Here is a 24,925-nt window from a genome sequence, read left to right on the forward strand (position 1 = left end):
GCGCCTCGCCGTCAGCCTGTCTTGCCAGCGCGCAACTCCTCGATGCTGATCTCGCGCATGCGGAACTTCTGCACCTTGCCGGTCACCGTCATCGGGAAGTCGTCGCAGAAGCGGAAGTAGCGCGGCACCTTGAAGTGCGCGATGCGCGCCTTGCAGAACGCCCGCAGCTCTTCCTCGACCACGCTATGGCCGGGGTGGAACTTGACCCAGGCCACCAGCTCCTCGCCGTACTTCTCGTCGGGGATGCCGATCACCTGGGCGTCGGCCACCGCGTGGTGGGTATAGAGGAATTCCTCGATCTCGCGCGGATAGATGTTCTCGCCGCCGCGAATGATCATGTCCTTGTTGCGCCCGACGATGCGCACGTTGCCGGCGTCGTCCATCACCGCCAGGTCGCCGGTGAGCATCCAGCGCGCCGGGCTGACCGCTTCCATGGCCGCCTGCGGGTTGTTCCAGTAGCCCAGCATCACGCTGTAGCCGCGGGTGCACAGCTCGCCGATGGTGCCACGCGGGACGATGCGGCCGTCGCCGTCGATGATCTTGCTTTCCAGGTGCGGCTGGGTGCGGCCCACGGTGGTCACGCGGATTTCCAGCTCGTCTTCCGGGCCGGTCTGCAGCGATACCGGGCTGGTCTCGGTCATGCCGTAGGCAATCTGCACCTCGGCCATGTGCATCTCGCCGATCACCCGGCGCATCACTTCGATCGGGCAGGTAGCGCCGGCCATGATGCCGGTGCGCAGGCTGGACAGGTCGAATTCGTCGCGGCGCGGGTGGTCAAGCTCGGCGATGAACATGGTCGGCACGCCGTAGAGCGCCGTGGCGCGCTCCTCGGCCACGGCCTGCAGGGTCGCCTCGGGTTCGAAGCTGGGCGACGGGTAGATCATGGTCGAGCCGTGGGTCAGGCAGCCGAGGTTGCCCATGACCATGCCGAAGCAGTGGTACAGCGGCACCGGGATCACCAGGCGGTCGTGCTCGGTGAGGCCGATGCTCTCGCCGACCATGAAACCGTTGTTGAGGATGTTGTAGTGACTGAGGGTCACGCCCTTGGGGAAGCCGGTGGTGCCGGAGGTGTACTGGATGTTGATCGGCTCGTCGAACTGCAGCAGCGCCTCGCGCTCGGCCAGCTCCTCAGTGCTTACGCCGGCGCCTATGGCTTCCAGCTGGTCCCAGCGCAGGAAGCCGGCCGGCGCCTGACTGGCCAGGCTGACCACGCCGCGCAGTTCCGGCAGGCGCGCGCTGGACAGCTCGCCGGGGCGGCAGTCGGCCATCTCCGGCAGCAGCTCGCCGAGCATGCCGTGGTAGTCGGAGGTCTTGAAGGCGTCGGCACAGATCAGCCAGCTGCAGCCGGACTGCTTGAGCGCGTATTCCAGCTCGTTGGTGCGGTACGCCGGGTTGATGTTGACCAGCACGGCGCCGACCTTGGCGCTGGCGAACTGGGTGATGCACCACTGCGCGCAGTTCGGCGCCCAGATGCCCACGCGGTCACCCTGGCGCAGGCCGAGGGCGAGGAAGGCTCGGGCGATGGCGTTCACCGTATCGGCCAGCTGGGCCCAGGTGTAGCGCAGGTTCTGGTGCCGCACGACCAGGGCCTCGCGATTGGCGAAGCGGCTGGAGGTGGCGTCGAAGGCAGCGCCTATGGTCATGGCCAGCAGCGGTTTGTCCTGGCGGCCACGGGTGTAGCTCGGGTGGTTCATGGCGATCCCTTGGTTGTGCTTGTTCTGGGACGTTGCTCGGGGCCGGGCCCACGGCAATGGGCGTGACCGGCCGGTCGGCGGCTTCGGGCCATGTTTACGTTAACGTAAAGGTAAACGCAACCCCGACCCTCTGCCGCCGTTTCATCCAGCATAGACCTTCAAGTTTCGCGCCATGAATTAGAAATCCTTTTTATTTCATATACTTATAATTACATTCGTGCTGCCGACGAACGGTCCGCCTGTCACAGTTCGCGACAAGCGGACGCGGTTTCCACGCTTGCCGACAGCGGCGCGCCGCCGGGCGCCTGGCAGCGTCGCAGCCCGTCTCAAAGTGATACACGCAGTAGCGTACGTAAGCCGTTGAAATTCCATCGGCCGGCGTGTCGCATACAGGTGCGAAGGTGTCGGCCATGGATTAGAATTTCCAGGAAATTACCTACACGGACGTAGCCCCTTTTCCTTACGTGAAATCCACGCCATGAACACACGTCGATCGATACTCGGCCTGATCCTCACCTGTTCCGCTGCCCTCTCCCTGCCTGCCCTCGCCGCCAGCAAACACGAAGCCACCCCCGGCACCCTGGTGCTGGCCTCCGGCAGCGCCCTGGTGGTCGACCTGGACTCGGACAAGGTGATCTATTCCAGCAAGCCCGACGTGGTCCGTCCGATCGCCTCGGTGACCAAGCTGATGACCGCCATGGTGGTGCTTGACGCCAAGCTGCCGATGAGCGAGCCGATCGACGTCAACATCTCGGAAACCGCTGAAATGAAGGGCGTGTTCTCGCGCGTCCACATCGGCAGCATCATCGACCGCAAGCAGATGCTGCAGCTGGCCCTGATGTCCTCCGAGAACCGCGCCGCCGCGAGCCTGGCGCACCACTACCCAGGTGGCAGCGTGGCCTTCGTCAAGGCGATGAACGCCAAGGCCAAGTCGCTGGGCATGTTGCACACCCACTACGTCGAGCCGACCGGCCTGTCGCCGCAGAACGTCTCCAACGCCCATGACCTGATCCGCCTGGTCAAGGCCGCGTACCAGTACCCAGCCATCCGCGAACTGAGCACCACTGCCACCAAGGACGCGCGCTTCAGCCATCCGGGCTATTCGCTGAGCTTCTTCAACACCAATCCGCTGGTGCGCGCCGGCAAATGGGATATCCGCCTGACCAAGACCGGCTTCACCAACGACGCCGGCCATTGCCTGGTGATGGTCACCGTGATGAACGGCCGTCCGGTCGCCCTGGCGCTGCTCGATGCCTTCGGCAAGCGCACCCACGTTGCAGACGCCGCGCGTATCCGCCGCTGGGTGGAAACCGGCCAGGCCTCGCCGGTGCCTGCCGTCGCCCTGCACTACAAGAGCTCCAAGGGTCAGGGCATGCAAGCCGCCGAATGATCCCCGGCGAACGGCGGGCCTGGGCCCGCCGTTCGCGCCTCTCCTCCGACTCCCGCTTCATTCCCCGCTCGAAAACCTGCCGTATCTGCCATCCGTCTTGACGGATTCGCCATTTAAATTACGCACATCATGCCTTGTTTAAATTACGCTCATAATTTAACTTGAAACCTCCGGCAGCGCTGCACCCGCGCTGTCCTATCGGAGGTTTCCCCATGCAAGACCTGACCCGCGACGACAAGATCGCCGCCTGGAACGCCCAGGCCGCGGCCATTCGCGCACGCCTGGCGCCGTCGGGTGTAATCCCCACTACCGAGCTGCGCGCCCGGACCCCGGAAGCCTTCTTCCAGGGCATTAATGACGGCGAGCTGCCGCCCCCGCCGATGAACGAGCTGATCGGCTTCCTCGCGGTGGAATGGGCGCCGGGCCGCTTCGTCTTCCAGGGCACGCCCGAGCGCAAGCACTACAACCCCATGGGCACGGTGCACGGCGGCTACACGGCGACCCTGCTCGACTCGTGCATGGGCTGCGCCATCCATACCCGGCTGGAACCCGGCCTGGGCTACACCACCATCGACCTGCGCATCAGCTACATCCGCCCGATGACGCAGGACACCGGGCCGATCCGCGCCGAGGGCACGGTGATCCACATCGGCCGCAGCATGGCCCTGGCCGAAGGCCGGCTCTACGACGTGGACGGCAAGCTCTACGCCACCGGCTCCACCACCTGCCTGATCCTCGGCCGCTAAACAGGCCCGCCTTTACTGGAGAACTCCATGACTTCCGTCGTCATCGCTGGCTACGCCCGTTCGCCCTTCCACTTCGCCAAGAAAGGCGGCCTGATCGACGTCCGCCCGGACGACCTCGCCGCGCAGACGGTCAAGGGGCTGGTACAGCGCCTGGACCTGGACCCGGCGCGCATCGAGGACCTGATCATCGGCTGCGCCTATCCCGAGGCCGAACAGGGCATGAACCTCGGGCGCATCGTCGGCTTCCTCGCCGGCCTGCCGGAAAGCGTCGCCGGCGCCACGGTGAACCGCTTCTGCGGCTCGTCCATGACCTCGGTGCACTTCGCCGCCGGGCAAATCCAGCTCGGCGCCGGCGAGGCATTTCTGTGCGCGGGCGTGGAGTCCATGACCCGCGTGCCCATGGGCGGCTTCAACATCTCGCCCAACCCGCGCCTGCTGAACGAGTTCCCGCAGGCCTACATGCCGATGGGGCAAACCGCGGAGATCGTCGCCCAACGCTACGCCATCTCCCGCGAAGACCAGGAAGCCATGGCCGTGCGCTCGCATGCGAAAGCCACCCGCGCCCGCGAACTGGGCCTGCTCGCACCCGAGATCGTCGCCATCGACACACCCAACGGCCGCATCGAGGAAGACGGCTGCATCCGCCCCGGCACCAGCGTCGAAGCCCTGGCGCAGCTGAAGCCGGCCTTCGGCGGCAGCGTCACCGCCGGCACCGCCTCGCCGCTCACCGATGGCGCGGCCGCAGTGCTGGTGTGCAGCGAGGATTTCGCCCGCAGCCACGGCCTCGACATCCTGGCGCGCATCAAGGCCATCTCGGTGGTCGGCTGCCCGCCGGAAATCATGGGCATGGGCCCGCTCTACGCCACGCGCAAGCTGCTCGACCGCGCCGGCCTGAGCATGGCCGACATCGACCTGGTGGAAATCAACGAAGCCTTCGCCAGCCAGGCCCTGGCCTGCCTGCGCGAACTGGATCTGGACGAGGACCGGGTCAACCTGCACGGCGGCGCCATGGCCATCGGTCACCCGCTGGGCGCCACCGGCGCGCGCATCACCGGCAAGGCGGCGGCGCTGCTGAAGGAAACCGGCGGCCGCTACGCCATCGCCACCCAATGCATCGGCGGCGGCCAGGGCGTGGCCACCCTGCTGGAAGCGGTACGCAACTGATCTGACGGCCTGTCACGGCTGTTTCGGGGGCCCTCGCGGCCCCCTTTTTTGTGCCCGGTAGGAGCGGATCTCATCCGCGAAAAAACCACGCCGATGTCCACCTTTAGGAGCGCGCCATGCGCGCGATTCGCGGCCATGGGCCGCTCCTACAGGGAGACACCGTGCCATTCAGTTCGCGAGCAAGCTCGCTCCTACAGGTCGCGTGCCGCTTCTACCCCTTGGCCGATAGTCCGCCATCGATTAGTGCGTATAACGCAAAGGCACCTATCACTTCCCGTGATAATCAAAATTCTCTCGTTCGATTAGCGACTTAGAGCCCTCGCCAGCAGACTCCGCCCATTAAAACCAAAATTGCCGGAGCCTTCCCATGGAGCGTCCACTGAACACCTTGCGTATCCCCCTCGCGCTGGCCGCCGTGCTGGTGCTCAGCGCCTGCGGCAAAGCGCAGGACACCGCCCAGTCGATGCCCGCGCCGAAAGTCAGCGTGGCCGAAGTCATCGAACAACCGATCAACGAGTGGGACGAGTTCACTGGCCGCCTTGAGGCTCCCGAGTCGGTCGAACTCCGCCCCCGCGTTTCCGGCTACATCGACAAGGTGACCTTCCGCGAAGGCGCCCTGGTGAAGAAAGGCGACCTGTTATTCCAGATCGACCCGCGTCCCTTCCAGGCCGAAGTGCATCGTCTGGAGGCCCAGCTGCAACAGGCCAAGGCCAACCAGGTTCGCACCGCCAACGAAGCCTCGCGCGGTGACCGCCTGCGCGCCACCAACGCGATTTCCGCCGAACTGGCCGACGCCCGCAGCGCCGCTGCCACCGAAGCCCGCGCGCAGGTCGCAGCGACCCAGGCCGAGCTGGACAACGCCCGCCTGAACCTGTCGTTCACCCAGATCACCGCGCCCATCGACGGCCGCGTCTCGCGCGCCGACGTCACCGCCGGCAACCTGGTCAACACCGGCGAAACCCTGCTCACCACCCTGGTCTCCACCGACAAGGTGTACGCCTACTTCGACGCCGACGAGCGCGTCTACCTGAAGTACATGAAGCTGGCCCGCTCCGGCGGCCCCAACGCCCGCGGCGCGAGCCCGGTGTACCTCGGCCTGACCGGCGAGGACGGCTTCCCGCACCTGGGCCAGCTGGACTTCCTGGACAACCAGGTCAACCCGGCGACCGGCACCATCCGCGGCCGCGCGGTGTTCGACAACAAGGAAGGCCTGTACACCCCCGGCCTCTATGCACGGCTGAAACTGGTCGGCTCCGGCACCTACCCGGCGGCGCTGATCAAGGACGAAGCGGTCGGCACCGACCTTGGCAAGAAGTTCGTCCTGGTGGTCGGCGCCGACAGCAAGGTCGCCTACCGCAGCATCGAGCTCGGGCCGAAACTGGAAGGCCTGCGCATCGTCCGCAGCGGCCTGGCCAAGGGCGACCGCATCGTCGTCAACGGCCTGCAACGCGTACGCCCCGGGGCCCAGGTGGAAGCCCAGGGCGTGCCCATGGCCAGCCCCGATACGCTAGCCGCCCTGGCCAGCCAACTGCAGGCGGTGGAAGCCGCCAACCCGCAGAAGGTTGCCGAGCAATCGTCGGGCAAGCCCAACCGCATCTGACGGCAATGCGCCCCTGACGGGGCTCCACGAGAACGCAGTACCCGGCCCTGGCCCCATCCAGGGCCACGGGTGACCTTTGTCCAGGGTTTCGCGCCGCAAGCGCATCAGGAACGAACCATGAACTTCTCGCAATTCTTCGTGCAGCGGCCGATATTCGCCGCCGTGCTCTCGCTGATCATCCTGATCGGCGGGGCCATCTCGCTGTTCCAGCTGCCGATCAGCGAATACCCGGAAGTGGTACCGCCCACCGTGGTGGTGCGCGCCAACTTCCCCGGCGCCAACCCCAAGGTGATTGGCGAAACCGTCGCCGCGCCGCTGGAGCAGGCCATCACCGGCGTCGAGAACATGCTCTACATGTCCTCGCAGTCCACCGCCGACGGCAAACTGACCCTGACCATCACCTTCGCCCTGGGCACCAACCTGGACAACGCCCAGGTGCAGGTGCAGAACCGCGTAACGCGCACCGAGCCGAAGCTGCCGGAAGAGGTCACGCACATCGGCATCACCGTCGACAAGGCTTCGCCCGACCTGACCATGGTCGTGCACCTGACCTCGCCGGATAAGCGCTACGACATGCTCTACCTGTCCAACTACGCCATCCTCAACATCAAGGACGAGCTGGCGCGCCTGGACGGCGTGGGCGACGTGCAGCTGTTCGGCATGGGCGACTACTCGCTGCGCGTGTGGCTCGACCCGAACAAGGTGGCCGTGCGCAACCTGACCGCCACCGACGTGGTCAATGCCATCCGCGAGCAGAACCGCCAGGTAGCCGCCGGCGCCCTGGGCGCACCGCCCTCCCCAACCGCCACCAGCTTCCAGCTGTCGATCAACACCCAGGGTCGCCTGGTCACCGAGGAAGAGTTCGAGAACATCATCATCCGCAGCGGCCCCAACGGCGAGATCACCCGCCTGAAGGACATCGCCCGCGTCGAACTCGGCTCCAGCCAGTACGCCCTGCGTTCCATGCTGGACAACCAGCCGGCCGTGGCCATCCCGATCTTCCAACGTCCCGGCTCCAACGCCATCGCCATCTCCAACGAGGTGCGCGCGAAGATGGCCGAACTGAAGAAGACCTTCCCGCAGGGCGTGGATTACTCCATCGTCTATGACCCGACCATCTTCGTCCGCGGCTCCATCGAGGCGGTGGTGCACACCCTGTTCGAAGCGCTGATCCTGGTGGTGCTGGTGGTCGTGCTGTTCCTGCAGACCTGGCGCGCCTCGATCATCCCGCTGGCCGCCGTACCGGTGTCGCTGATCGGCACCTTCGCGGTGATGCACGCCTTCGGCTTCTCGCTCAACGCGCTGTCGCTGTTCGGCCTGGTGCTGGCGATCGGCATCGTGGTGGACGACGCCATCGTGGTGGTGGAGAACGTCGAGCGGAACATCAGCCTTGGCCTCACGCCGGTCGAGGCGACCAAGCGCGCCATGAAGGAAGTGACTGGGCCGATCATCGCCACCGCGCTCGTGCTCTGCGCCGTGTTCGTGCCGACCGCCTTCATCTCCGGCCTCACCGGGCAGTTCTACCGCCAGTTCGCGCTGACCATCGCCATCTCCACGGTGATCTCGGCGTTCAACTCGCTGACCCTGTCGCCGGCGCTCTCGGCCGTGCTGCTGAAAGGGCACCACGAGCCGAAGGACCGCTTCTCGGTACTGCTCGACAAGCTGCTCGGCAGTTGGCTGTTCCGCCCGTTCAACCGCTTCTTCGACCGCGCCAGCCATGGCTACGTCGGCACCGTCACCCGCGTGCTGCGCGGCAGCTCCATCGCCGTGCTGATCTATGGCGGCCTGATCGCGCTGACCTGGCTGGGCTTCTCCAGCACCCCGACCGGCTTCGTGCCGCAGCAGGACAAGCAGTACCTGGTCGCCTTCGCCCAACTGCCCGACGCCGCCACCCTCGATCGCACCGAGGAAGTGATGAAGCGCATGTCGGACATCGCCGGCAAGCACCCGGGCATCGAGCACACCGTGTCCTTCCCCGGCCTGTCGATCAACGGCTTCACCAACAGCCCGAACAGCGGCATCGTCTTCACCCCGCTGAAGGACTTCGACCAGCGCAAGGGCCCGGGCATGTCGGCCAACGAGATCGCCGCCGAACTGAACAAGCAGTTCGCCGACATCCAGGACGCCTACATCGCCATCTTCCCGCCGCCGCCCGTGCAGGGGCTGGGGACCATCGGCGGCTTCCGCGTGCAGGTCGAGGACCGTGGCGGTCTGGGCTATGAGGAGCTGTACAAACAGGTGCAGAACGTCCTCGCCAAGGCCCGTGCGACGCCCGAGCTGAACCCCATGTCGGTGTTCACCAGCTACCAGGTGAACGTGCCGCAGGTGGATGCCGCCATCGACCGTGAAAAGGCCAAGACCCACGGCGTGGCCATCAGCGACATCTTCGACACCCTGCAGGTGTACCTGGGTTCGCTGTACGCCAACGACTTCAACCGCTTCGGCCGCACCTACCAGGTCAACGTCCAGGCCGACCAGCAATTCCGCCTGGAGCCCGAGCAGATCGGCCAGCTGAAGGTGCGCAACAACCGCGGCGAGATGGTTCCGCTGGCGACCTTCATCAAGGTCAGCGACACCTCCGGCCCCGACCGCGTAATGCACTACAACGGCTTCATCACCGCCGAGATCAACGGCGCGGCAGCCCCCGGCTACAGCTCCGGCCAGGCCGAGGCGGCGATGGAGAAACTGCTGAAGCAGGAACTGCCCAACGGCATGACCTACGAGTGGACCGACCTGACCTACCAGCAGATCCTCGCCGGCAACTCCGCGATCTACGTGTTCCCGCTCTGCGTGCTGCTCGCCTTCCTGGTGCTGGCCGCGCTGTACGAGAGCTGGGGCCTGCCGCTGGCGGTGATCCTGATCGTGCCCATGACGCTGCTGTCGGCCATCGGCGGGGTGATCCTCTCCGGCGGTGACAACAACATCTTCACCCAGATCGGCCTGATCGTACTGGTGGGCCTGGCGTGCAAGAACGCGATCCTCATCGTCGAGTTCGCCAAAGACAAACAGGAAGAAGGCATGGACCGCGTCAGCGCCGTACTGGAAGCCTGCCGCCTGCGCCTGCGGCCGATCCTGATGACCTCCATCGCCTTCATCATGGGCGTGGTGCCGCTGGTCCTGTCCTCCGGCGCCGGTGCCGAAATGCGCCATGCCATGGGTGTCGCGGTGTTCTCCGGGATGCTCGGCGTGACCTTCTTCGGCCTGCTGCTGACGCCGGTGTTCTACGTGCTCATCCGTCGCTTCATGGAAGCCCGCGAAGCGAAGAAACAGCAACGCGCCACCCTGAACCACGAGGCTAGCCACGCATGAAATTGAAAGTCTTCGCCCCGGCGCTGCTGGCCCTGAGCCTCAGCGCCTGCATGGTCGGCCCCGACTACAAGCAGCCGGACACCGCGCCGGCGCAACTCGACACCAGCGGCGCCAACCTCGACCGCGGCCGCTTCGAGGACGCCTGGTGGAAGCAGTTCGACGACCCGGTGCTGTCGCAACTGGTCGAGCAGGCCATGAAGGACAACCGCGAGCTGCGCGTGGCCTACGACCGCGTGGTGGCATCGCGGGCGATCCGCGACGACGTCGCCAACGATCGCTACCCGACCGTGACCAGCCGCGCCTCCTCGCAGATCGGCAAGGGCCAGGTGCCCGGCGAGACCGAAGACCGGGTCAACCAGGAGCGCTACGACCTGGGCCTCGACATGATCTGGGAAGTCGACCTGTTCGGCCGCGTGCGCCGCGAGCTGCAATCGGCAGACGCCACCAGCCAGGCGATCCAGGCCGACCTGCAGCAACTGCAGGTCAGCCTGATCGCCGAGCTGGCCGACGCTTACGGCCAACTGCGCGGCGCTCAGCTGCGCGAAGGCATTGCCCGCGACAACCTGAAGAACCAGCGCGAGTCGCGCGACCTGACCATTCAGCTGCGTGACAACGGCGTCGGCAACGAACTGGACGTACAGCGCGCCGAAGCCCGCCTGGCCGCTACCGAAGCCACGCTGCCGCAACTGCAGGCCGAGGAAGTGCGCCAGCGCAACCGCATCGCCACCCTCCTCGGCCAGCGCCCGGACCAGCTCTCGGTGGACCTCTCGCCGAAGCAGCTACCGGCCATCGCCAAGGCCCTGCCGATCGGCGACCCGAGCGAGCTGCTGCGCCGTCGCCCTGACGTCAGCGCCGCCGAACGCCGCCTGGCCGCCGCCACCGCCGATGTCGGCGTGGCCACGGCGGACCTGTTCCCGAAAGTCAGCCTCGGCGGCTTCCTCGGCTACACCGCCGGACGCGGTTCGCAGATCGGCTCCTCGGCGGCCAGCGCCTGGGGCGTGGCCCCGAGCATCACCTGGGCCGCGTTCGACCTGGGCAGCGTGCGGGCGCGCCTTCGCGCCTCCAAGGCCGACGCCGACGCCGCGCTTGCGACCTACGAACAGCAGGTGCTGCTGGCCCTGGAAGAGTCCTCCAACGCCTTCAGCGACTACGGCAAGCGCCAGCAGCGCATGCTGGTCCTGGTGCGCCAGTCCGAAGCCAGCCGCAAGGCGGCGGAGCTGGCCGGCGTGCAGTACCGCGAAGGCACCCTGGACTTCCTCAACCTGCTCGACGCCGAACGCGAGCAACTGGCCGCCGAAGACGCCCAGGCGCTCGCCGAAGTCGACGTGTATCGCGGCATAGTCGCGATCTACAAAGCCCTCGGCGGCGGCTGGCAACCCCAGGCCTGACATTTCCACCCTGGCCACTCTCCGGCCATTGGCCCTGCGGTTAGTCGCTGCCGACCGCGGGGCCTTTTTATTTCCGCCGCGCGTCGATACCGCCCGCGTGGATGTTCCTCTGCAGGAGCGAGCTTGCTCGCGAACCGGAGTCCCGCCGATTTACCCCGCGAAACCTCCCGCAACCTGTGCCATCTTCTTGGGACCCACACCCAAGGACCCACCCGATGCAAGCCCTGCTCACCGCGCACCCGCTGTTCGTCGCTCCTTTCCTGTTGCTCCTCGACCTGCTGCTCTGGCGCCTGCTCGACGCACAGCGGCCGTGGTGGCGGGTGGCGCTGCGCCTGGGTTTCTTCCTGCTCTACAGCCTGCTGCTGTTCAATGCCGGGATCAGCCCGCTGCAACAGGCGCCCTGGCCGGAAGACCTGCCCAGTCACCTGGTGGCGACCTTCCTGCAGATCATGTGGTGGTTGTTCGGTGCGCGCTGCCTGACGGTGCTGATCGGCGCCTTCCTGCTGCAACGGGTCGGTCATGCCGGGCGCTTGCTGCAGGAAGTGATAGGCGCGCTGATCTTCCTCGTCGCGGTGATCGCGGCGGCTGGCTACGTTCTAGACCTGCCAGTGAAGGGCCTGCTGGCGACCTCCGGCGTGGTCGCCATCGTCCTCGGCCTGGCCCTGCAGAGCACGCTGAGCGACGTGTTCTCCGGGATCATCCTCAACACCACCAAGCCCTACCAACTGGATGACTGGATCAGCATCGACGGCACCGAGGGCAAGGTGGTGGAGATCGACTGGCGCTCTACCTACCTGCAGACCGCGCAGGGCAGTCTGGCGGTGATCCCCAACTCCCTGGCCGGCAAGGCCAAGCTGCTCAACCTCAGTCGACCGGCCAACCTCTATGGCGTCAGTGTGACGGTCGAGATCAGCCCGCTGGTGCGCCCGCGCACTGTGCTGGATGCCCTGCAACGCGCCCTTGGAGGCTGCCGCGCGCTGCTGCCGGAACCGGCGCCGAGCGTGGGCATCCGCAAGTCCACTGGCAGCGGCGTGGAGTACGAGATGAGCGGCTACGTCGCCTCCATGGGCGAGAAGCGCGAGGTGCGCAACCAGCTTTACGACCTCGCCTTCCGGCACCTGCAAGCAGCCGGCATCGTCCTGCTGAGCAACGCCGAAGCGCTCGCCACCCGCACTGAATTGCCGCGGGCGCGAAGCCTGCTCGGCGAGTCGCCGCTGTTCGCCGCGCTGACCGACGAGGAGAAAGACGTCCTGAGCTCGCACATGCACGCGCAGCCCTTCAAGGCCGGCCAGGTATTGCTGGAGATCGGCGAGGTCAGCGAGGACCTGCTGATCATCGAGTCCGGGGTGGTCAGCGTCACTCTGCCGCGCAGCGACGGCAGCATCGAAGCGGGGCGCATGGGCCCCGGCGAGATCATCGGCGAGGCCGGAGTGCTCTCGCGCAGCGGCTGGCAGGCGCGCTTCAGCGCACTGAGCGACGGGCGCCTGTACCGTATCCCCGGCGACGCCCTGCAGCCCTGCCTGGAGGCCCGCCAGGAGATCGCCGAGGCCATGGCCCGGCTGCTCGACTATCGCCAGCAGGCCACCGCCGCGCTGCTGGTCGAGGCCCCCGTCCGCCCGCGTCGCCGCGGCTTGCTGCAGTGGCTATCGGGCCTTCGTCACCACGCTTGAGGCTGCGGTCCGGCAGCGGCAAGATGATCGCCCCGCCCTGCCCTCCAGGAGCCGCGACATGACCGACACCCGCCACCTGTTCACCCAGCAGGCCGACGCCTACCGCAACGGCCGCCCGACCTACGACCCGGCATTCTTCGCCTGGCTCGCCCAGGTGGCGCCGGGTACCGGCCTGGCCTGGGATTGCGGCTGCGGCTCCGGCCAGGCCAGCCTCGACCTGGCCCGGCACTTCCGGCGCGTGGTGGCTACCGACATCAACACGAAGCAGCTGGAACAGGCGCCGCGCGAACCCAACATCGACTACCGCTGCGAACCGGCGGAAAGCACCTCGCTGCAACCGGCGAGCGTGGACCTCACCCTGGTGGCCCAGGCGCTGCACTGGTTCGACATCGAACGTTTCTATGCCGAGGTGCGCCGCGTCTCGCGCCCAGGCGCATTGCTGGCGGTGGTCTCCTACAACCTGCTGAACATCGAACCGCAGCTGGATGCGCTGATCCGGCATCTCTATCACGAGGTCGTCGGCCCTTACTGGGCGCCGGAGCGCAAGCACGTCGAGACGGGCTACGCGACCATTCCCTTCCCCTTCGAGCAGGTCGCTACGCCACCGTTCGCACTCGAAGCCGAGTGGGACTTCCAGCGCCTGATCGACTACCTCTGCAGCTGGTCGGCGGTGGCCAGCTATCGCCAGGCCACCGGGCAGGACCCGGTACAGGAGCTGCGCGCAAAGCTGCAGGCTGCCTGGGGCAACGAACCGACCCGCAAGGTCAACTGGCCGCTGACTATCAAGCTGGGCAAAGTGGCCTGAACTGCGCATGACCTCCGCGTAGGAGCTGACCCTTTTTCGCGATCCAGCCAGCAGGCCGGCCCTGCATTCCTTCGCGGATGGGACCCGCCCCTACAAGGCATCGTGAAAGATCACCCCGAGCGTGAAGCGCTCACCCCAGAGCAGGCGGCTCACCCCGTGGCGCATGTTCACCCGGTAGTCTCCCCGAGCCCCACGCACCGGCCGCTGCGCCACGGCAAACACCACCGCATCGCCGCGCTGCAGCGGCACCACTTCCGCTCGTGACTGCATGCGCGGACGCTGCTCGGTAAGTACGAACTCCCCTCCGCCGAAGTCCTCTCCTGGTTGCGACAACAACACCGCCACCTGCAAGGGAAATGCGCACTCGCCGTAGATGTCCTGGTGCAAGCAGTTGTAGTCACCGGCACCGTAGCGCAGCAGCAAGGGAGTGGGTCGCAGTTGCCCGGCCGCATGGCAACGCTCGACGAACTCGGCATGCCGGGGCGGATAGCCAGGCGAATCGCCGAGCTGCTCCTGCCAGCTATTGGCAATTGCGGAAAGAGGCACATACAACGTCTCGCGTAGTGCCTGCACCAGCCCTGGCAAGGGATAGTCGAAGTACTTGTACTCCCCCTGGCCGAAGTTGTGCCGGGCCATGACTACACGGCTCCGGAAGACCTCATCGCGTACGTACGACCCACTCAGCGCGGCACACTGACTCGCATCCAACAATGAAGGAATCTGCGCATACCCACGCTCATCGAGCTGTCGTGCCAGCTCGTTCCAGTCCAGCGCGGCGATGCGCGCAGTCCACGCCACTTGGGCAGTTTCGGTCATCGAAGAAGAGCTCCTGGCGGTCAGGCTGAAAGTCTAAGCAGGCCCCCATCACAACCGCGCCCCGTTACCGGCTTTCAAAACGGCACGGGTAGAATGAGCCTCCACTCCGCCAGCACGCACTGCCATGAGCCTCGACCGCCAGACCCTGCAGAACATCAGCCGACTGACCCTGGAGCACTACCAGTCCACCGCGGAAGCCTTCCGCGAAGGCACCCGCGACCATGACGTCAGCCAGAACATTGCCGCTCTGCTTCGGCATATCCACGGCGAAGCACCCTTCGCGATTCTCGATATTGGCTGCGGCCCGGGGCGCGATCTGCGGACCTTCAAGGCACTGGGCCACGAACCGGTAGGGCTCGATGGCTGCCCGGACTTCGTCGAGATGGCCCGCTCTGAAAGCCACTGCGAAGTATGGCGGCAAGACTTCCTGGCGCTGGACCTGCCGCCGGCGCGCTTCGATGGCATCTACGCCAACGCCAGCCTTTTCCACATTCCCTTGCAGGAGTTGCCTCGGGTGCTCGGCCAGTTGCACGCGGCACTGAAACCGAACGGCGTGCTGTTCTCCTCCAATCCGCGAGGCAACAACTCCGAAGGCTGGAATGGACCGCGCTATGGCTCCTATCACGACTGGGAACACTGGAAGAGCCTGCTCGAATCCGCGGGCTTCAAGGAGTTGGAGCATTTTTACCGCCCCGCCGGATTACCTCGCGAACAGCAACCCTGGCTGGCCAGCGTCTGGCGTCGCACCTGATTGGCGGCGGGTACTCGACGGCAGAGCGGCCGCTGGTGCAATTGATCGATCAGACGGCAACCCCCGAATGAGCGCAGACACCCATTCAACCACTACAGGTTAATGCGGCTGCGCCAGGCGGTGCAGGTTCCAGCGCACCACGCCCCAGATCGACATCTCGTCGCCTTCTGCAATGTGGATGGGCGGATAGCGGTCATTGGCCGGCAATAGGGCGAAGCCGCCATCGATGATGTCCAGACGGCGGATTAGAGGCTCGCCATTCACTGCAGCCACCACCACCTCGCCGGCATCCGCCAGCAGCGAGCGATCCACTACCAGCAGGTCGCTGTCGTGGATTCCGGCCCCGGTCATACCATCGCCATGTGCGCGCACTATGTAGGTATGTGTGCCCTGCAGGCCGAGCAGGTCGTCCAGTGATTGCAGGCGATTCTGCTGGAGCATGGCGGGATCATTGGCAAGTGGTGTTGTAGCAGCGGCATGTGGCATGGCTGGTTGCCTCCTGATACTGTATATCCATACAGATACCAGAATGCATGCAGCTCGGCAAGGCCTCTGCACACTACAGCGACAGGCATTCCACGGCGGGTGATCTATCCTTGCCGTTGGGGGCGAGGACGTTCGATATGAATCCTGGCACGTTTGTCACACTCCTGATCTTTAGCTGGCTGATGCTGGCAGGAGTGACATTATGGGCGCTGCTGCGCGTGCCTATGCGCAGGGCTCGGTTGCACCGCCTGCATGGCGAACAGGAACAGCAGCGAGCCACACCCAGCGAATCCTTGTCGGCAACCGACGCCAGTCCGCATGGCGTGGTCGCGCGCAAACGCCATTTCGGCAAACCGCTCTGGAGCCGCTGAGCGGCGCATGCAGGAACTGGCGGCGCAGCCGTCCCTCTTCCATCCCTGCTTGAATTTCAGCAATCGGCGCGACCTGTTCGCGCCGATATCGCATGTGCCCAACTCGTCGCCGTGGCTATCAGGCCAGTCGAATGGCTGCGCCGGAAACCTCGTCACGAAGCGAGCGCAACTCGGCAGCGTCCTGGTGCAGGTCATGAATCGCGTTGAGCAAGCGTTGACGCAGGAGTTCGTCGCGAACCTGGTCGACTGCACGCATGACCTCGAGCGCAGTGGTTTCATTGTGGCTGGCTACCGCGTCCAGCAGTTTGCGGATGTTCCGGGGAGGACGTTGCATGTCTTGGGACCCTTTAAAAACTGCGGGAACCCTAGGACATCAATATTTCTCAGAAATTTCAGTCAGTTGCGATCTGACGAACGGCAGTGCAGAGGTTCCCGGATGGCCCGTACGGATGCGGTCCGGAGTGGACAGCCGTCACAGAGGAATTCCCTGCACGATCAATCCCTTGGCTCCAGATGCCTTGGCTTTACCGGCTTTCGCCGACTCGGTATAGTCACGCCCCTTGATGCACCCTCCCCGGCTCGGATGGTGAAATTGGTAGACACAGCGCACTTAAAATGCGCCGGCCCAACGGTCTTGCGGGTTCGAGTCCCGCTCCGAGCACCATGTCACGCATCCCTGGCGTGATCGCCCGCCTCGCTCCGGCCCTCAGAATTAGTCGTAATTAGAGGCTATTCGCCATCATCACCCCCTGACTACCATGGCTCCACGCCTGGCTGAAAGGATGCGGACCCGGCGCAAGGCTGCCTCCCGCACGGCGGCCTTTTTCATTTCCCTCTTTCACCCCCCCCAATTTTCCGACTCCTCGGCAACGATTTCTTCACGTGCCGGCGGCGATGATTGCCGACAAAAAGGAGTAGCCTGAATGAGACAACGCATCGCCACGCGCGTAGGTCGTTCCCTGGTGGTAGTCGAAACCAAGGACATCACTCACTTCAGCGCCGAAGAGAAATACGTAACCGCCTTCACCAGCAAGGGGCAGATTCACTTCGAGGCCACGCTGAAGGACCTGGAAGTGGAGTTCGCCGAGGAATTCGTGCGCATCCATCGCAGCCACCTGGTGCGTCGCAGCCTGATCACCGGACTGCGCTGGAAAGCCTATGCCGTCAGCATCGGACTTGCCGGCACCAGCATTCGCCTGCCGCTCAGCCGCAACCGAGCAAGCTTCATCAGGGAGTTGCTGAATGCCGCCCCTGCGAATGCGCAATCCATCGGCATGGTCTCGCACATCGCCGAACCCTCAGCGACTTCCGCACAGCAACACGCCGCTCATTGAATTCGGATGTGAAGGGTTTCACTCCCCGGCTAACAACAAGTAGCTGGCGGCAGGGAACCCCCTGCAGAATTGCCGGTCTGAGTTCGCCGGATTCCCCAGCACGCGCCTCGCTCGACCATTCGGCCCACTAGCCCTGCGCTGCTCTAACACCACAATCGATACTCCCCTTTCAGAGGTTCGCAACATGCGTAAAGTACTTCCCGTCCTCGCCTTCAGCCTGCTCGCCGCCGCCCAAGGTGCCATGGCCGGCAGCGGCACCCAGGCAGCAGTCGGTGGCGGTCTGGGCGGTGCCCTGGGCAACGTCGTCGGCCAACAGCTCGGCGGCAGCACCGGCGCAGCCCTCGGCGCTGGCCTGGGCGGCGCAGTAGGTGGCGCGGCCACCGCGAAGAAAGGCAAGAAAACCCAGGCAGCCATCGGTGGCGGTCTGGGTGCGGCCGGCGGCTCGATCCTCGGCAACAAGCTGGGCGGCAGCACCGGCGCGGCCATCGGTGCTGGCCTGGGCGGCGCAGCCGGCGGCGCCATCGGCGCGAAGAACTAAGGACGCACTCGACGCCTGCGGGCGGTAGCGTGTCCCACGAAAAAGCCCCTTGGATGTTCTCCAAGGGGCTTTTTGCTGGTCACTCGAATCATGGCGGGATCACCCCGCGCGACGCATCCGCGCAACTACCATCCCGGGACCTTGTGCTGGGCCGAAATCGCCAGGCAGCTGAATAGGTACCCTCCTACCACCGTCACAGCGATCGCGACGGCACACCAGAACTTCACTTTCGACACGGACTCCTCCCTGAGCTCTGCATGCGCGCAGAGCATACTGACCGACTCCCTGGCTGTCCCTCGCTTTCGAGTATCGCCTTCGGTACAGATATGCCAACGAATGCCTGCTGGAACGAGGCGTCCAAAACGGCTGCCCGACCGCAAACATTCGCGCATGTATATTTATTTCGCAAGTCGAATAGTGGCAATATGCCCCGCCCTCTTGCTGAGGACACTGCCGGCCAACGCAAGGATGCACAGGCCGGCTTTCAGCCGATCATCTCGCGCGGCAGGCACTTAGAGCCCCACTGAAATCACCCCGGTACGGACCTGTTCGGCAATGCCGATCAGACGCTCGGCATCCTCTTGCAGAAAGTTGGCCATCCTCAGCAAATGCTCGGCCTGAGATTTCGGCAACTGCGCGGCGGCTCGCTCCAGGTCGACCGCCAGCCCCTCGTGCCGGAAAGCCATGTTCAGCAACTCGCGCCGTAACTGCTGGCTCGAACTGTTCAGGCCCATCGCGAACCCTCCTGATGCGGTCGAAAATCTCAGCATAGTTGCCGGAGCCAGGCTCCACGCCCTGCGCTGAAATCGATCTTCCCGCCCCATCGTACGTGCAATGCGAGCTGCGCACCTTCAACTACTTGGCAATTGGACACACCCAAAGCAACAGCAGGGTTGCCGGCACGTCCGTCACCCTCCAGCCGCTGGTTACCCACCCAAGCGGCAAAGCGTATCCGCAATGCTCATCCGCACGAAAAGCGCGCGCCCTAGCGACTGGATTGACGCGGGTCAAAATACGGCAATCCGCCATTGATAGGATGCACCCGCACAGTGCAGAAAGGATGCTCGAAGTGTAGGACTGCGCGCCCCCGCGGCGCGGTCCTTCCCCCCTTGATCCCGTCCCCATGAGGTCGGCTTCGACACTGATTTCAGTTCCAACTCGTCGCATGCCCAACGTCACAGAAGACTCAAGGGGAATCGCACTGCTGCCTGCATTCGGGCAAATCCAGCAAAAGGCTCGTCTGCGCCATGGTCTTTACCGAGAGCGAGCTGTACATTAGCCAACCCTTGTCGGTCACGGACGAGGCCCCGTTGTCCTGCCCATATCTGGAACGATGAAGCCGACAAGCGACCTGGCCCCGACCACCACGCAAACCTCCCGCGCCGACCGCGACCACCGCACAGGCCTGATCCTGTCCCTGCTGCTGGGCCTGGTGCTGGCTGGCGTCCAGTTCGCCCAGCCACAGCTGCACGACGGCGCCTTCTGGCTCCCGGCGTCCCTCCACGCGATCTGTGAGATTTTCGCCGTCACCGTCGCCGTGCTGGTGTTTGCCGTCACCTGGCATAGCTATCGTCCGGCGCAGCCAACCAACCTGCTGCTCCTGGGCTGCGCATTCCTCGCCATCGCGCTGCTGGACCTGGCCCACGCCCTCTCCTATCGCGGCATGCCGGACATGGTCACGCCGGCATCCCCGGAAAAGGCGATCAACTTCTGGCTGGTATCGCGCCTGTTACTGGCGCTGACACTTCTGCTGATGTCGCTGCGACCGTGGCGCCCCCTGCGCAGCTACCGGTCACGCCTGCCGATGCTGCTCGCCACCCTCGGGCTGGTCGCACTGTTCTGGGTACTCGGCCTGGGCTTTCCGGATGTCTGGCCGCATACCTTCGTCAACAGCCATCTGACGCCTTTCAAGATCACGGCCGAGTGGATCATCATTTTCCTGCTTGCCGTTGCCGCTCTACGCTTTCTCAGCGCCTGGCGACACGGCCTGCCATACGCTGCCGGCAACCTGATGGCGGCTGCGCTGATTTCGATCCTTGCCGAGCTCTGCTTCACCGCCTACAACAACGTCCACGACATCTACAGCCTGCTCGGCCACCTGTACAAGGTGGCTTCCTATTGCCTGATCTACCAGGCGGTGTTCGTCGCCAGCGTACGTGAGCCTTACGAGCGCCTCGCGGTGGCCATCGCCGACCGCCAGGCAGCAGAGCAGCGCATCGAAGTGATGGCGTTCCACGACAGCATTACCGGTCTGCCTAACCTGGCCCTGCTGCAGGACCGTACCCTGCAGGCGCTGGCCGCCATGCGTCGAGACGACACCTGCGTCGGCCTGCTGTTTCTCGATGTCGATGCCTTCAAGCTGATCAACGACTCCCTGGGCCTCGAGCCGGGCGACCGCCTGCTACGCGCCATCGGCCAACGCCTGCTCCACGGCCTGCCGGAAAGCGCAACCCTGTGCCGTTATGGCAGCGACGAATTCGCCGTGCTGTTGCCCGGACTGAACGGCCCCGAGGCGATGGCGGAAGTGCCCCAGCGCATTCTCGACCTGATGGCCACTCCGTTCGAGATCGATGGGCAGCTCATTCCCTGCTCGGTCTCCATCGGCGTAGCGCTGGCCCCTAACGACGGACACGAACCGAACAGCCTGCTGCGCAACGCCGAGAGCGCCATGTACAAGGCCAAGCAGGCCGGCCACCGGACCTGGCGATACTACGACGCGGCAATTGACAGCGAAGTGAGCGAGCGCCTGCACCTGCTCAACAGCCTGCGACAGGCAATCGAGCGTAGCGAGCTGCAGCTTCACTATCAGCTGCAATTCGAGCTGGCGAGCGGAGAAGTCGTCGCCGCAGAGGCCCTACTGCGCTGGCAGCATCCGGAGCTCGGAGCAATTTCGCCGGCTCGCTTCATCCCGATCGCCGAGGAAAGCGGACTCATAGTGCCGCTTGGCGAATGGACACTGCGCCAAGCCTGCCGGCAAGCCGCCCAATGGCGCACCGCGGGCATCGGAGTACCTCGCGTGGCGGTAAACCTGTCACCCCTGCAGTTGCATCATCATTCGCTGGAAGACGCAGTTCGGCGTGCCCTGCAAGACGCCAGCCTGCCAGCCTCGGCGCTCGAACTGGAACTGACCGAATCGAGCCTGATAGCCGATACCGCGCAAGTCCTGCATACCTTGGAAAGCCTCAAGCGCCTGGGAATCAAACTCTCCATCGACGATTTCGGCACCGGCTACTCATCACTGGGCTACTTGCGTCGCCTGCCGGTGGACACCCTGAAGATCGACCAGTCCTTCGTCCGAGCCATGGCTACGAGCACCGATGGCACGGCCATAGTCGAAGCAATCATCCAGATGGCGCGCTCTCTCGGCCTGGACACCCTCGCCGAAGGCGTCGAAGACCAAGCCACCGCTAGCCAGCTGCAGCAGCTGGGTTGCCAGCTGGCGCAAGGCTATTTCTTCGCTCGCCCGGTCCCGGCCAGCGAAATCCTGACGATCCTTACCAGGCACGAAGGCTTGCGGGGCGCCTGACTTGATGCCTGCATATCGTGCGAGAGAGCGGAAACCGACCAGAAGTCACTCGGCAAACGCGCGCGGTACTTGTTCGGGCTAACGCCGAGCTGCGGAAGAAAGTCGCGCTGCAGGCTATCCAATTTCGTGCAGCCACTTCTGCGATGAATTTCGCCTGGACGCAATTGCGCTTTCAGTCCCGCCCACCCTGTAAGCGGCAGGAAATGAAAAAGCCCAGCACAATGGCTAGGCCTTGGGATTCAAGTAGGCGGCCGGCGCTGGTCTCCGGCTTACAAGGTTTCTCAGGCTTCCCGCGGAAAGGTAGTCATCCTTTCCACTTCACACGGCATAAGGGGCGGATCGTGTCTTGCTAACCGTGTACCCTTCGGAACGTGCCCCACGTTTCCTTGCTATCCGTTTGCGCATCAGTCTGCGTTCTCGCCTACTGAAATTCAGCGTAGCAAAGCACTTCGCCCGCGGGCGGGTGTTTTTAGACCGATTGCCTTTTGCCGGGTGCGGCGCTGGATGAAAAAGCGCTAACCCAAATGGCTGAAGCCATAAGCAAGGGAGTTCAGCAAAGCAAAGTGCGCACTGTCGCAGAATCAGCCCGATTTGATTCCGTTGTCGTGATCGTAGCCACCGCCGCCGATCAAGGACTCCTCGTAGTGCGCCTTCAATGCCTCGGCCGCCATCAGGGCCTTGCATTGCAGCTCCCAGAAGTCGATCCGGACGTCCTCTTCATCCAGGTCAGGGCCGGACTCCAGGAAGTCTACGATCGCGCGGAATGCCAATTCGGCATCCTTCGAAAGATGCCCGGCCTTTTGCCAGTAGTTTTCGCTTGCCATGACTTGAGCCTCCTGGATCTGGGGAGACTATGTTAGGCACGCGGCTGGCTGCTTCGCCAGCTCAGCCACAGTTGCGCCTCCAGCGCACCAGGCCGCCACAACCCCGCTAACTTGGTCGCGGTTAGAAGTGTGGACTGAGGCTCATGAACAGCAACGCGGAAACGAAAACGCATGCGCTGGCGGCCGAAAGCACGCCCAGTGCAACCACTGCTTCTTTGCTGTCGACCAGATCGGCGAACGTGGACAGAACTTTCATGATCAGGCTCCTCAGACATTAATCTTCGATGCCCTTGAATTCTCTCCTGGCGTCCTCGGTGCCCACCTGACAAGTGTCAAGGTTTCACACCCTACCTGCTGAAGCCGGAATAGTGGAAACGATCTGAAATTAGCGGAAACCGCCGGCTTTCTGGCAGGCAAAGAAAAAGCCCCGTAGAACTTAATCTACGGGGCTTTTCTGTTGGAGGCTGAGGTCGGAATCGAACCGGCGTTCACGGATTTGCAATCCGGTGCATAACCACTCTGCAACTCAGCCATGAACTGGGTGGAGAACCACCTTTGTTCTTTTGATCTTTCGCCTCAGTTGCTGGCGAAGGATCTTAATTTGGAGCGGGAAACGAGACGTTTACTAGGGCAGTAAGTCGTTGATTCCCAAGCTCTTTCTTCGCCGAGGTGGCCAGCGAAGACCTAGATTGTAGCCTATTTTTTCGTCCCCGCCAACAAAGATCGTCCAAAGAGTTCCACTGGCATCCATAGACCCACACCCAGCACACCAGACCCGCAGTCGTCACAACGTCATCGGCGACGGTCTCGAACTGGCCGCCCGTGCCCCTGCTCTCAGTTCCCGCATCCGCTTCCGCGATGACGCCCAGGCCGATCCTCTCGGTGCCGGCCCAGTTCGGATGCCATCTACGAGCCGCATGCAACGCGCATTGCATTGCCCGTCTGCGCAAGCAAGTCACGCAGGAAGAACGCGCACCCTAGCCGTGGCGCGTCAGCACGCGATTCTTTATCGGTATATCAGGATGCCAGGGCGGGTATGACAGGCGTGGATTCGCCCAGTTTTCCTAGACCTTGGACAACGACCACCATCTCGTCGCGCCTTGTGAAACCGCTGGCATATAAGGCCATACCGAGACAGATTTGCAGAATCCGCAACTTATTACGACGCTGATAGCGTGAGCGTCACTGTCGAGCCTACGTCCCGATGCTCGACCTTCTAGCGGCCGATGAATTTTTGCACATTGGGCACATGACAGCCACCGGTAAAAGCGCACTGGTGAGAAGTGCTCAAGCACCCATAACGGACCGGGCCTCGGGGCTCGTTTCCTACACAGACAACTGCCCGACCACGGGGTCGGCGTCAAAGGAGTCGGCCATGTAGTTCTTCTCCTGGAAGGAGACGGAGCATGCACGAGAACAAGAATGATGCACCAACATCAAAGGTGTTCTACCGCCCGATCGAAGCGTCCATCCGCTGGGCTGGGCTGCTGCGATACGAGCAGGTGATCCTGGCCTCGGTTTTATCGCCAAGGAATCTGCCACAGTCGTTGGATTGCCCGCGCTGGGGCGAACTGCGGCTATACACCGACCGAATCTACGACGGCATCCTCAATGGGGAACTGCCCTTCGGGCAGAACGGCATCACAACACGCGATACCGCACTGATCGAGTCCCTTGATCTGACGGTTCGCCACGTCGATCTGAAGCGATGGATGCGCCAGCACTACCCCGAGCAGCGGCCCGGCTTTCTCTTCTCTCGCAGCGAACGCATCGCCCATCCCGTCATCTCCCTGGAGACCGGCCAAGCCATGCTGGTCGAGCGATTGGCCCTCAAATCCGCTCTGGAGCAGTGCAAGCGCCAAATGCGCGAGCTGCAAGAACAGCACGACGCGCTACTCAAGCAGTCCACGGTCATTCCCGCCTGCGCGCAATGCCCCATCAGCGACCGGGCCGAGGCCACCTACCTCCACATCATCGGCACCATGCTGGAACTGATGCTCGGCCAATCTCCGTCGGGCACACCGTATTCCAGTTTCAATAGCCAGGAGGCTATCGCTACCGCGATGATCGCGCATCACGGCGAACTCATGGGCATTACCGATCGCACGCTGCAAGCCAAGTTTGCACAAGCCCGCCGCAAGCTGCGGGCCGCCGTTTCCTGATATTTGCAAGCCCGAATCTGCGGTCACGGAAACCGCATTTACGGTGGCCTGAGACAGAAGTCGACATTTGAATAGGTGTCACGCCAACAAACGCCACTGAGCGTTCAGGAGTGACCGCCATGTCGCAGATACCTGTACTACCGCCCAACGAGCGCCGCATCTTGCGTCTCGATGAAGTCGAGGCCAAGTCCGGCTTCAAGCGTGCCCACATCTACAACCTGATGCGTGCCGGCAAGTTCCCCCAGGCGCTGCGTCTGGGCGTGCGTGCAGTGGGCTGGGATTCGGTCGAGATCGACCAGTGGATCGCCGAACGTCTCAACAATCGCACCTGAGCGGCTCTCCCTCGGAATT

General features: G+C 64.1%; 22 protein-coding genes and 2 tRNA genes. 16 read left to right on the plus strand and 8 right to left on the minus strand.

The annotated features are described in order from the left end of the window. Positions 1 to 11 precede the first annotated feature (11 nt). The gene (locus PKB_RS15525; RefSeq protein WP_043253092.1) at positions 12 to 1,694 is read right to left on the minus strand and encodes an AMP-binding protein; all 1,683 of its coding nucleotides are present in this window, start codon (positions 1,692 to 1,694) and stop codon (positions 12 to 14) included. A 478-nt stretch (positions 1,695 to 2,172) separates the two neighbouring features. Between PKB_RS15525 and pbpG the strand changes: the two genes are divergently transcribed. The 8 genes from pbpG to PKB_RS15565 all read left to right on the plus strand — a co-directional run bounded on the left by pbpG (position 2,173) and on the right by PKB_RS15565 (position 13,766). Beyond that, positions 2,173 to 3,084 carry a D-alanyl-D-alanine endopeptidase gene (gene pbpG / locus PKB_RS15530; protein ID WP_043253094.1) on the plus strand — a complete coding sequence of 304 codons (912 nt, stop codon included), beginning with the start codon at positions 2,173 to 2,175 and terminating at the stop codon, positions 3,082 to 3,084. Positions 3,085 to 3,296: 212 nt separating this feature from the next. After that, positions 3,297 to 3,830: a PaaI family thioesterase gene (locus PKB_RS15535; RefSeq protein ID WP_043253095.1), complete on the plus strand. Its 534-nt coding sequence runs from the start codon at positions 3,297 to 3,299 to the stop codon at positions 3,828 to 3,830. A gap of 27 nt (positions 3,831 to 3,857) precedes the next feature. Next, positions 3,858 to 4,994 carry a thiolase family protein gene (locus tag PKB_RS15540; RefSeq protein WP_043253097.1) on the plus strand — a complete coding sequence of 379 codons (1,137 nt, stop codon included), beginning with the start codon at positions 3,858 to 3,860 and terminating at the stop codon, positions 4,992 to 4,994. Positions 4,995 to 5,361: 367 nt separating this feature from the next. Next, on the plus strand, positions 5,362 to 6,594 hold the full coding sequence (gene mexE / locus PKB_RS15545) for a multidrug efflux RND transporter periplasmic adaptor subunit MexE (protein WP_043253098.1): 1,233 nt from the start codon (positions 5,362 to 5,364) through the stop codon (positions 6,592 to 6,594). 117 nt (positions 6,595 to 6,711) lie between these two features. Further along, the gene (locus PKB_RS15550; RefSeq protein WP_043253099.1) at positions 6,712 to 9,903 is read left to right on the plus strand and encodes an efflux RND transporter permease subunit; all 3,192 of its coding nucleotides are present in this window, start codon (positions 6,712 to 6,714) and stop codon (positions 9,901 to 9,903) included. Continuing rightward, the gene (locus tag PKB_RS15555) at positions 9,900 to 11,291 is read left to right on the plus strand and encodes an efflux transporter outer membrane subunit (protein ID WP_043253100.1); all 1,392 of its coding nucleotides are present in this window, start codon (positions 9,900 to 9,902) and stop codon (positions 11,289 to 11,291) included. The genes PKB_RS15550 and PKB_RS15555 overlap by 4 nt, the downstream gene beginning before the upstream one ends. A gap of 215 nt (positions 11,292 to 11,506) precedes the next feature. Further along, positions 11,507 to 12,961: a mechanosensitive ion channel domain-containing protein gene (locus PKB_RS15560; RefSeq protein ID WP_043253102.1), complete on the plus strand. Its 1,455-nt coding sequence runs from the start codon at positions 11,507 to 11,509 to the stop codon at positions 12,959 to 12,961. 58 nt (positions 12,962 to 13,019) lie between these two features. Continuing rightward, positions 13,020 to 13,766 (plus strand): class I SAM-dependent methyltransferase, encoded by a 747-nt coding sequence (locus tag PKB_RS15565; protein ID WP_043253104.1) that lies wholly within the window; start codon positions 13,020 to 13,022, stop codon positions 13,764 to 13,766. Between the two features lie 90 nt (positions 13,767 to 13,856). Here the strand turns inward: PKB_RS15565 and PKB_RS15570 are convergent, their stop codons facing one another. Beyond that, positions 13,857 to 14,582 carry a 2OG-Fe(II) oxygenase gene (locus PKB_RS15570; RefSeq protein WP_043253106.1) on the minus strand — a complete coding sequence of 242 codons (726 nt, stop codon included), beginning with the start codon at positions 14,580 to 14,582 and terminating at the stop codon, positions 13,857 to 13,859. Positions 14,583 to 14,706: 124 nt separating this feature from the next. Between PKB_RS15570 and PKB_RS15575 the strand changes: the two genes are divergently transcribed. Continuing rightward, positions 14,707 to 15,333 carry a class I SAM-dependent DNA methyltransferase gene (locus PKB_RS15575; RefSeq protein WP_043253109.1) on the plus strand — a complete coding sequence of 209 codons (627 nt, stop codon included), beginning with the start codon at positions 14,707 to 14,709 and terminating at the stop codon, positions 15,331 to 15,333. A 99-nt stretch (positions 15,334 to 15,432) separates the two neighbouring features. Here PKB_RS15575 and PKB_RS15580 read toward each other — a convergent pair whose 3' ends face one another. After that, positions 15,433 to 15,774 (minus strand): LexA family protein, encoded by a 342-nt coding sequence (locus PKB_RS15580; RefSeq protein ID WP_052355304.1) that lies wholly within the window; start codon positions 15,772 to 15,774, stop codon positions 15,433 to 15,435. Between the two features lie 92 nt (positions 15,775 to 15,866). Between PKB_RS15580 and PKB_RS29630 the strand changes: the two genes are divergently transcribed. Then, on the plus strand, positions 15,867 to 16,190 hold the full coding sequence (locus PKB_RS29630) for a hypothetical protein (RefSeq protein WP_156958039.1): 324 nt from the start codon (positions 15,867 to 15,869) through the stop codon (positions 16,188 to 16,190). A gap of 118 nt (positions 16,191 to 16,308) precedes the next feature. On the opposite strand, the gene PKB_RS15590 is transcribed toward PKB_RS29630, so the two are convergent. Beyond that, positions 16,309 to 16,524 carry a hypothetical protein gene (locus PKB_RS15590; RefSeq protein WP_043253112.1) on the minus strand — a complete coding sequence of 72 codons (216 nt, stop codon included), beginning with the start codon at positions 16,522 to 16,524 and terminating at the stop codon, positions 16,309 to 16,311. A gap of 243 nt (positions 16,525 to 16,767) precedes the next feature. Between PKB_RS15590 and PKB_RS15595 the strand changes: the two genes are divergently transcribed. The 3 genes from PKB_RS15595 (at position 16,768) to PKB_RS15605 (ending at position 18,062) form a co-directional block, all read left to right on the plus strand. Beyond that, positions 16,768 to 16,854 (plus strand) — tRNA-Leu (locus PKB_RS15595). A 259-nt stretch (positions 16,855 to 17,113) separates the two neighbouring features. Next, a complete protein-coding gene (locus PKB_RS28770) occupies positions 17,114 to 17,524 on the plus strand; it encodes a LytR/AlgR family response regulator transcription factor (RefSeq protein ID WP_052355305.1) in 411 nt (136 codons plus the stop codon). Positions 17,525 to 17,708: 184 nt separating this feature from the next. Further along, complete coding sequence (locus tag PKB_RS15605) at positions 17,709 to 18,062, plus strand: hypothetical protein (RefSeq protein ID WP_043253113.1); 354 nt, start codon at positions 17,709 to 17,711, stop codon at positions 18,060 to 18,062. A gap of 512 nt (positions 18,063 to 18,574) precedes the next feature. On the opposite strand, the gene PKB_RS15610 is transcribed toward PKB_RS15605, so the two are convergent. Further along, positions 18,575 to 18,796 (minus strand): hypothetical protein, encoded by a 222-nt coding sequence (locus PKB_RS15610; protein ID WP_043253115.1) that lies wholly within the window; start codon positions 18,794 to 18,796, stop codon positions 18,575 to 18,577. A 599-nt stretch (positions 18,797 to 19,395) separates the two neighbouring features. Here PKB_RS15610 and PKB_RS28775 point away from each other — a divergent pair. Further along, positions 19,396 to 21,588 (plus strand): putative bifunctional diguanylate cyclase/phosphodiesterase, encoded by a 2,193-nt coding sequence (locus PKB_RS28775; protein WP_052355306.1) that lies wholly within the window; start codon positions 19,396 to 19,398, stop codon positions 21,586 to 21,588. A 581-nt stretch (positions 21,589 to 22,169) separates the two neighbouring features. Here PKB_RS28775 and PKB_RS15620 read toward each other — a convergent pair. The 3 genes from PKB_RS15620 to PKB_RS15625 form a co-directional block, all read right to left on the minus strand. Further along, positions 22,170 to 22,412: a hypothetical protein gene (locus tag PKB_RS15620; protein ID WP_043253117.1), complete on the minus strand. Its 243-nt coding sequence runs from the start codon at positions 22,410 to 22,412 to the stop codon at positions 22,170 to 22,172. Between the two features lie 121 nt (positions 22,413 to 22,533). Further along, on the minus strand, positions 22,534 to 22,668 hold the full coding sequence (locus PKB_RS30355) for a hypothetical protein (protein ID WP_277914507.1): 135 nt from the start codon (positions 22,666 to 22,668) through the stop codon (positions 22,534 to 22,536). 202 nt (positions 22,669 to 22,870) lie between these two features. Then, positions 22,871 to 22,944 (minus strand) — tRNA-Cys (locus PKB_RS15625). A gap of 874 nt (positions 22,945 to 23,818) precedes the next feature. On the opposite strand from PKB_RS15625, the gene PKB_RS15630 reads away from it, so the two are divergent. Both PKB_RS15630 and PKB_RS15635 read left to right on the plus strand, forming a co-directional pair. Then, positions 23,819 to 24,574, plus strand: a complete 756-nt coding sequence (locus tag PKB_RS15630; RefSeq protein ID WP_003460276.1) for a hypothetical protein — start codon at positions 23,819 to 23,821, stop codon at positions 24,572 to 24,574. Positions 24,575 to 24,693: 119 nt separating this feature from the next. Beyond that, on the plus strand, positions 24,694 to 24,906 hold the full coding sequence (locus PKB_RS15635; protein WP_003460278.1) for an AlpA family transcriptional regulator: 213 nt from the start codon (positions 24,694 to 24,696) through the stop codon (positions 24,904 to 24,906). Positions 24,907 to 24,925: the final 19 nt, after the last annotated feature.

The organism is Pseudomonas knackmussii B13 (assembly GCF_000689415.1).
Taxonomy (GTDB): Bacteria; Pseudomonadota; Gammaproteobacteria; order Pseudomonadales; family Pseudomonadaceae; genus Pseudomonas; species Pseudomonas knackmussii.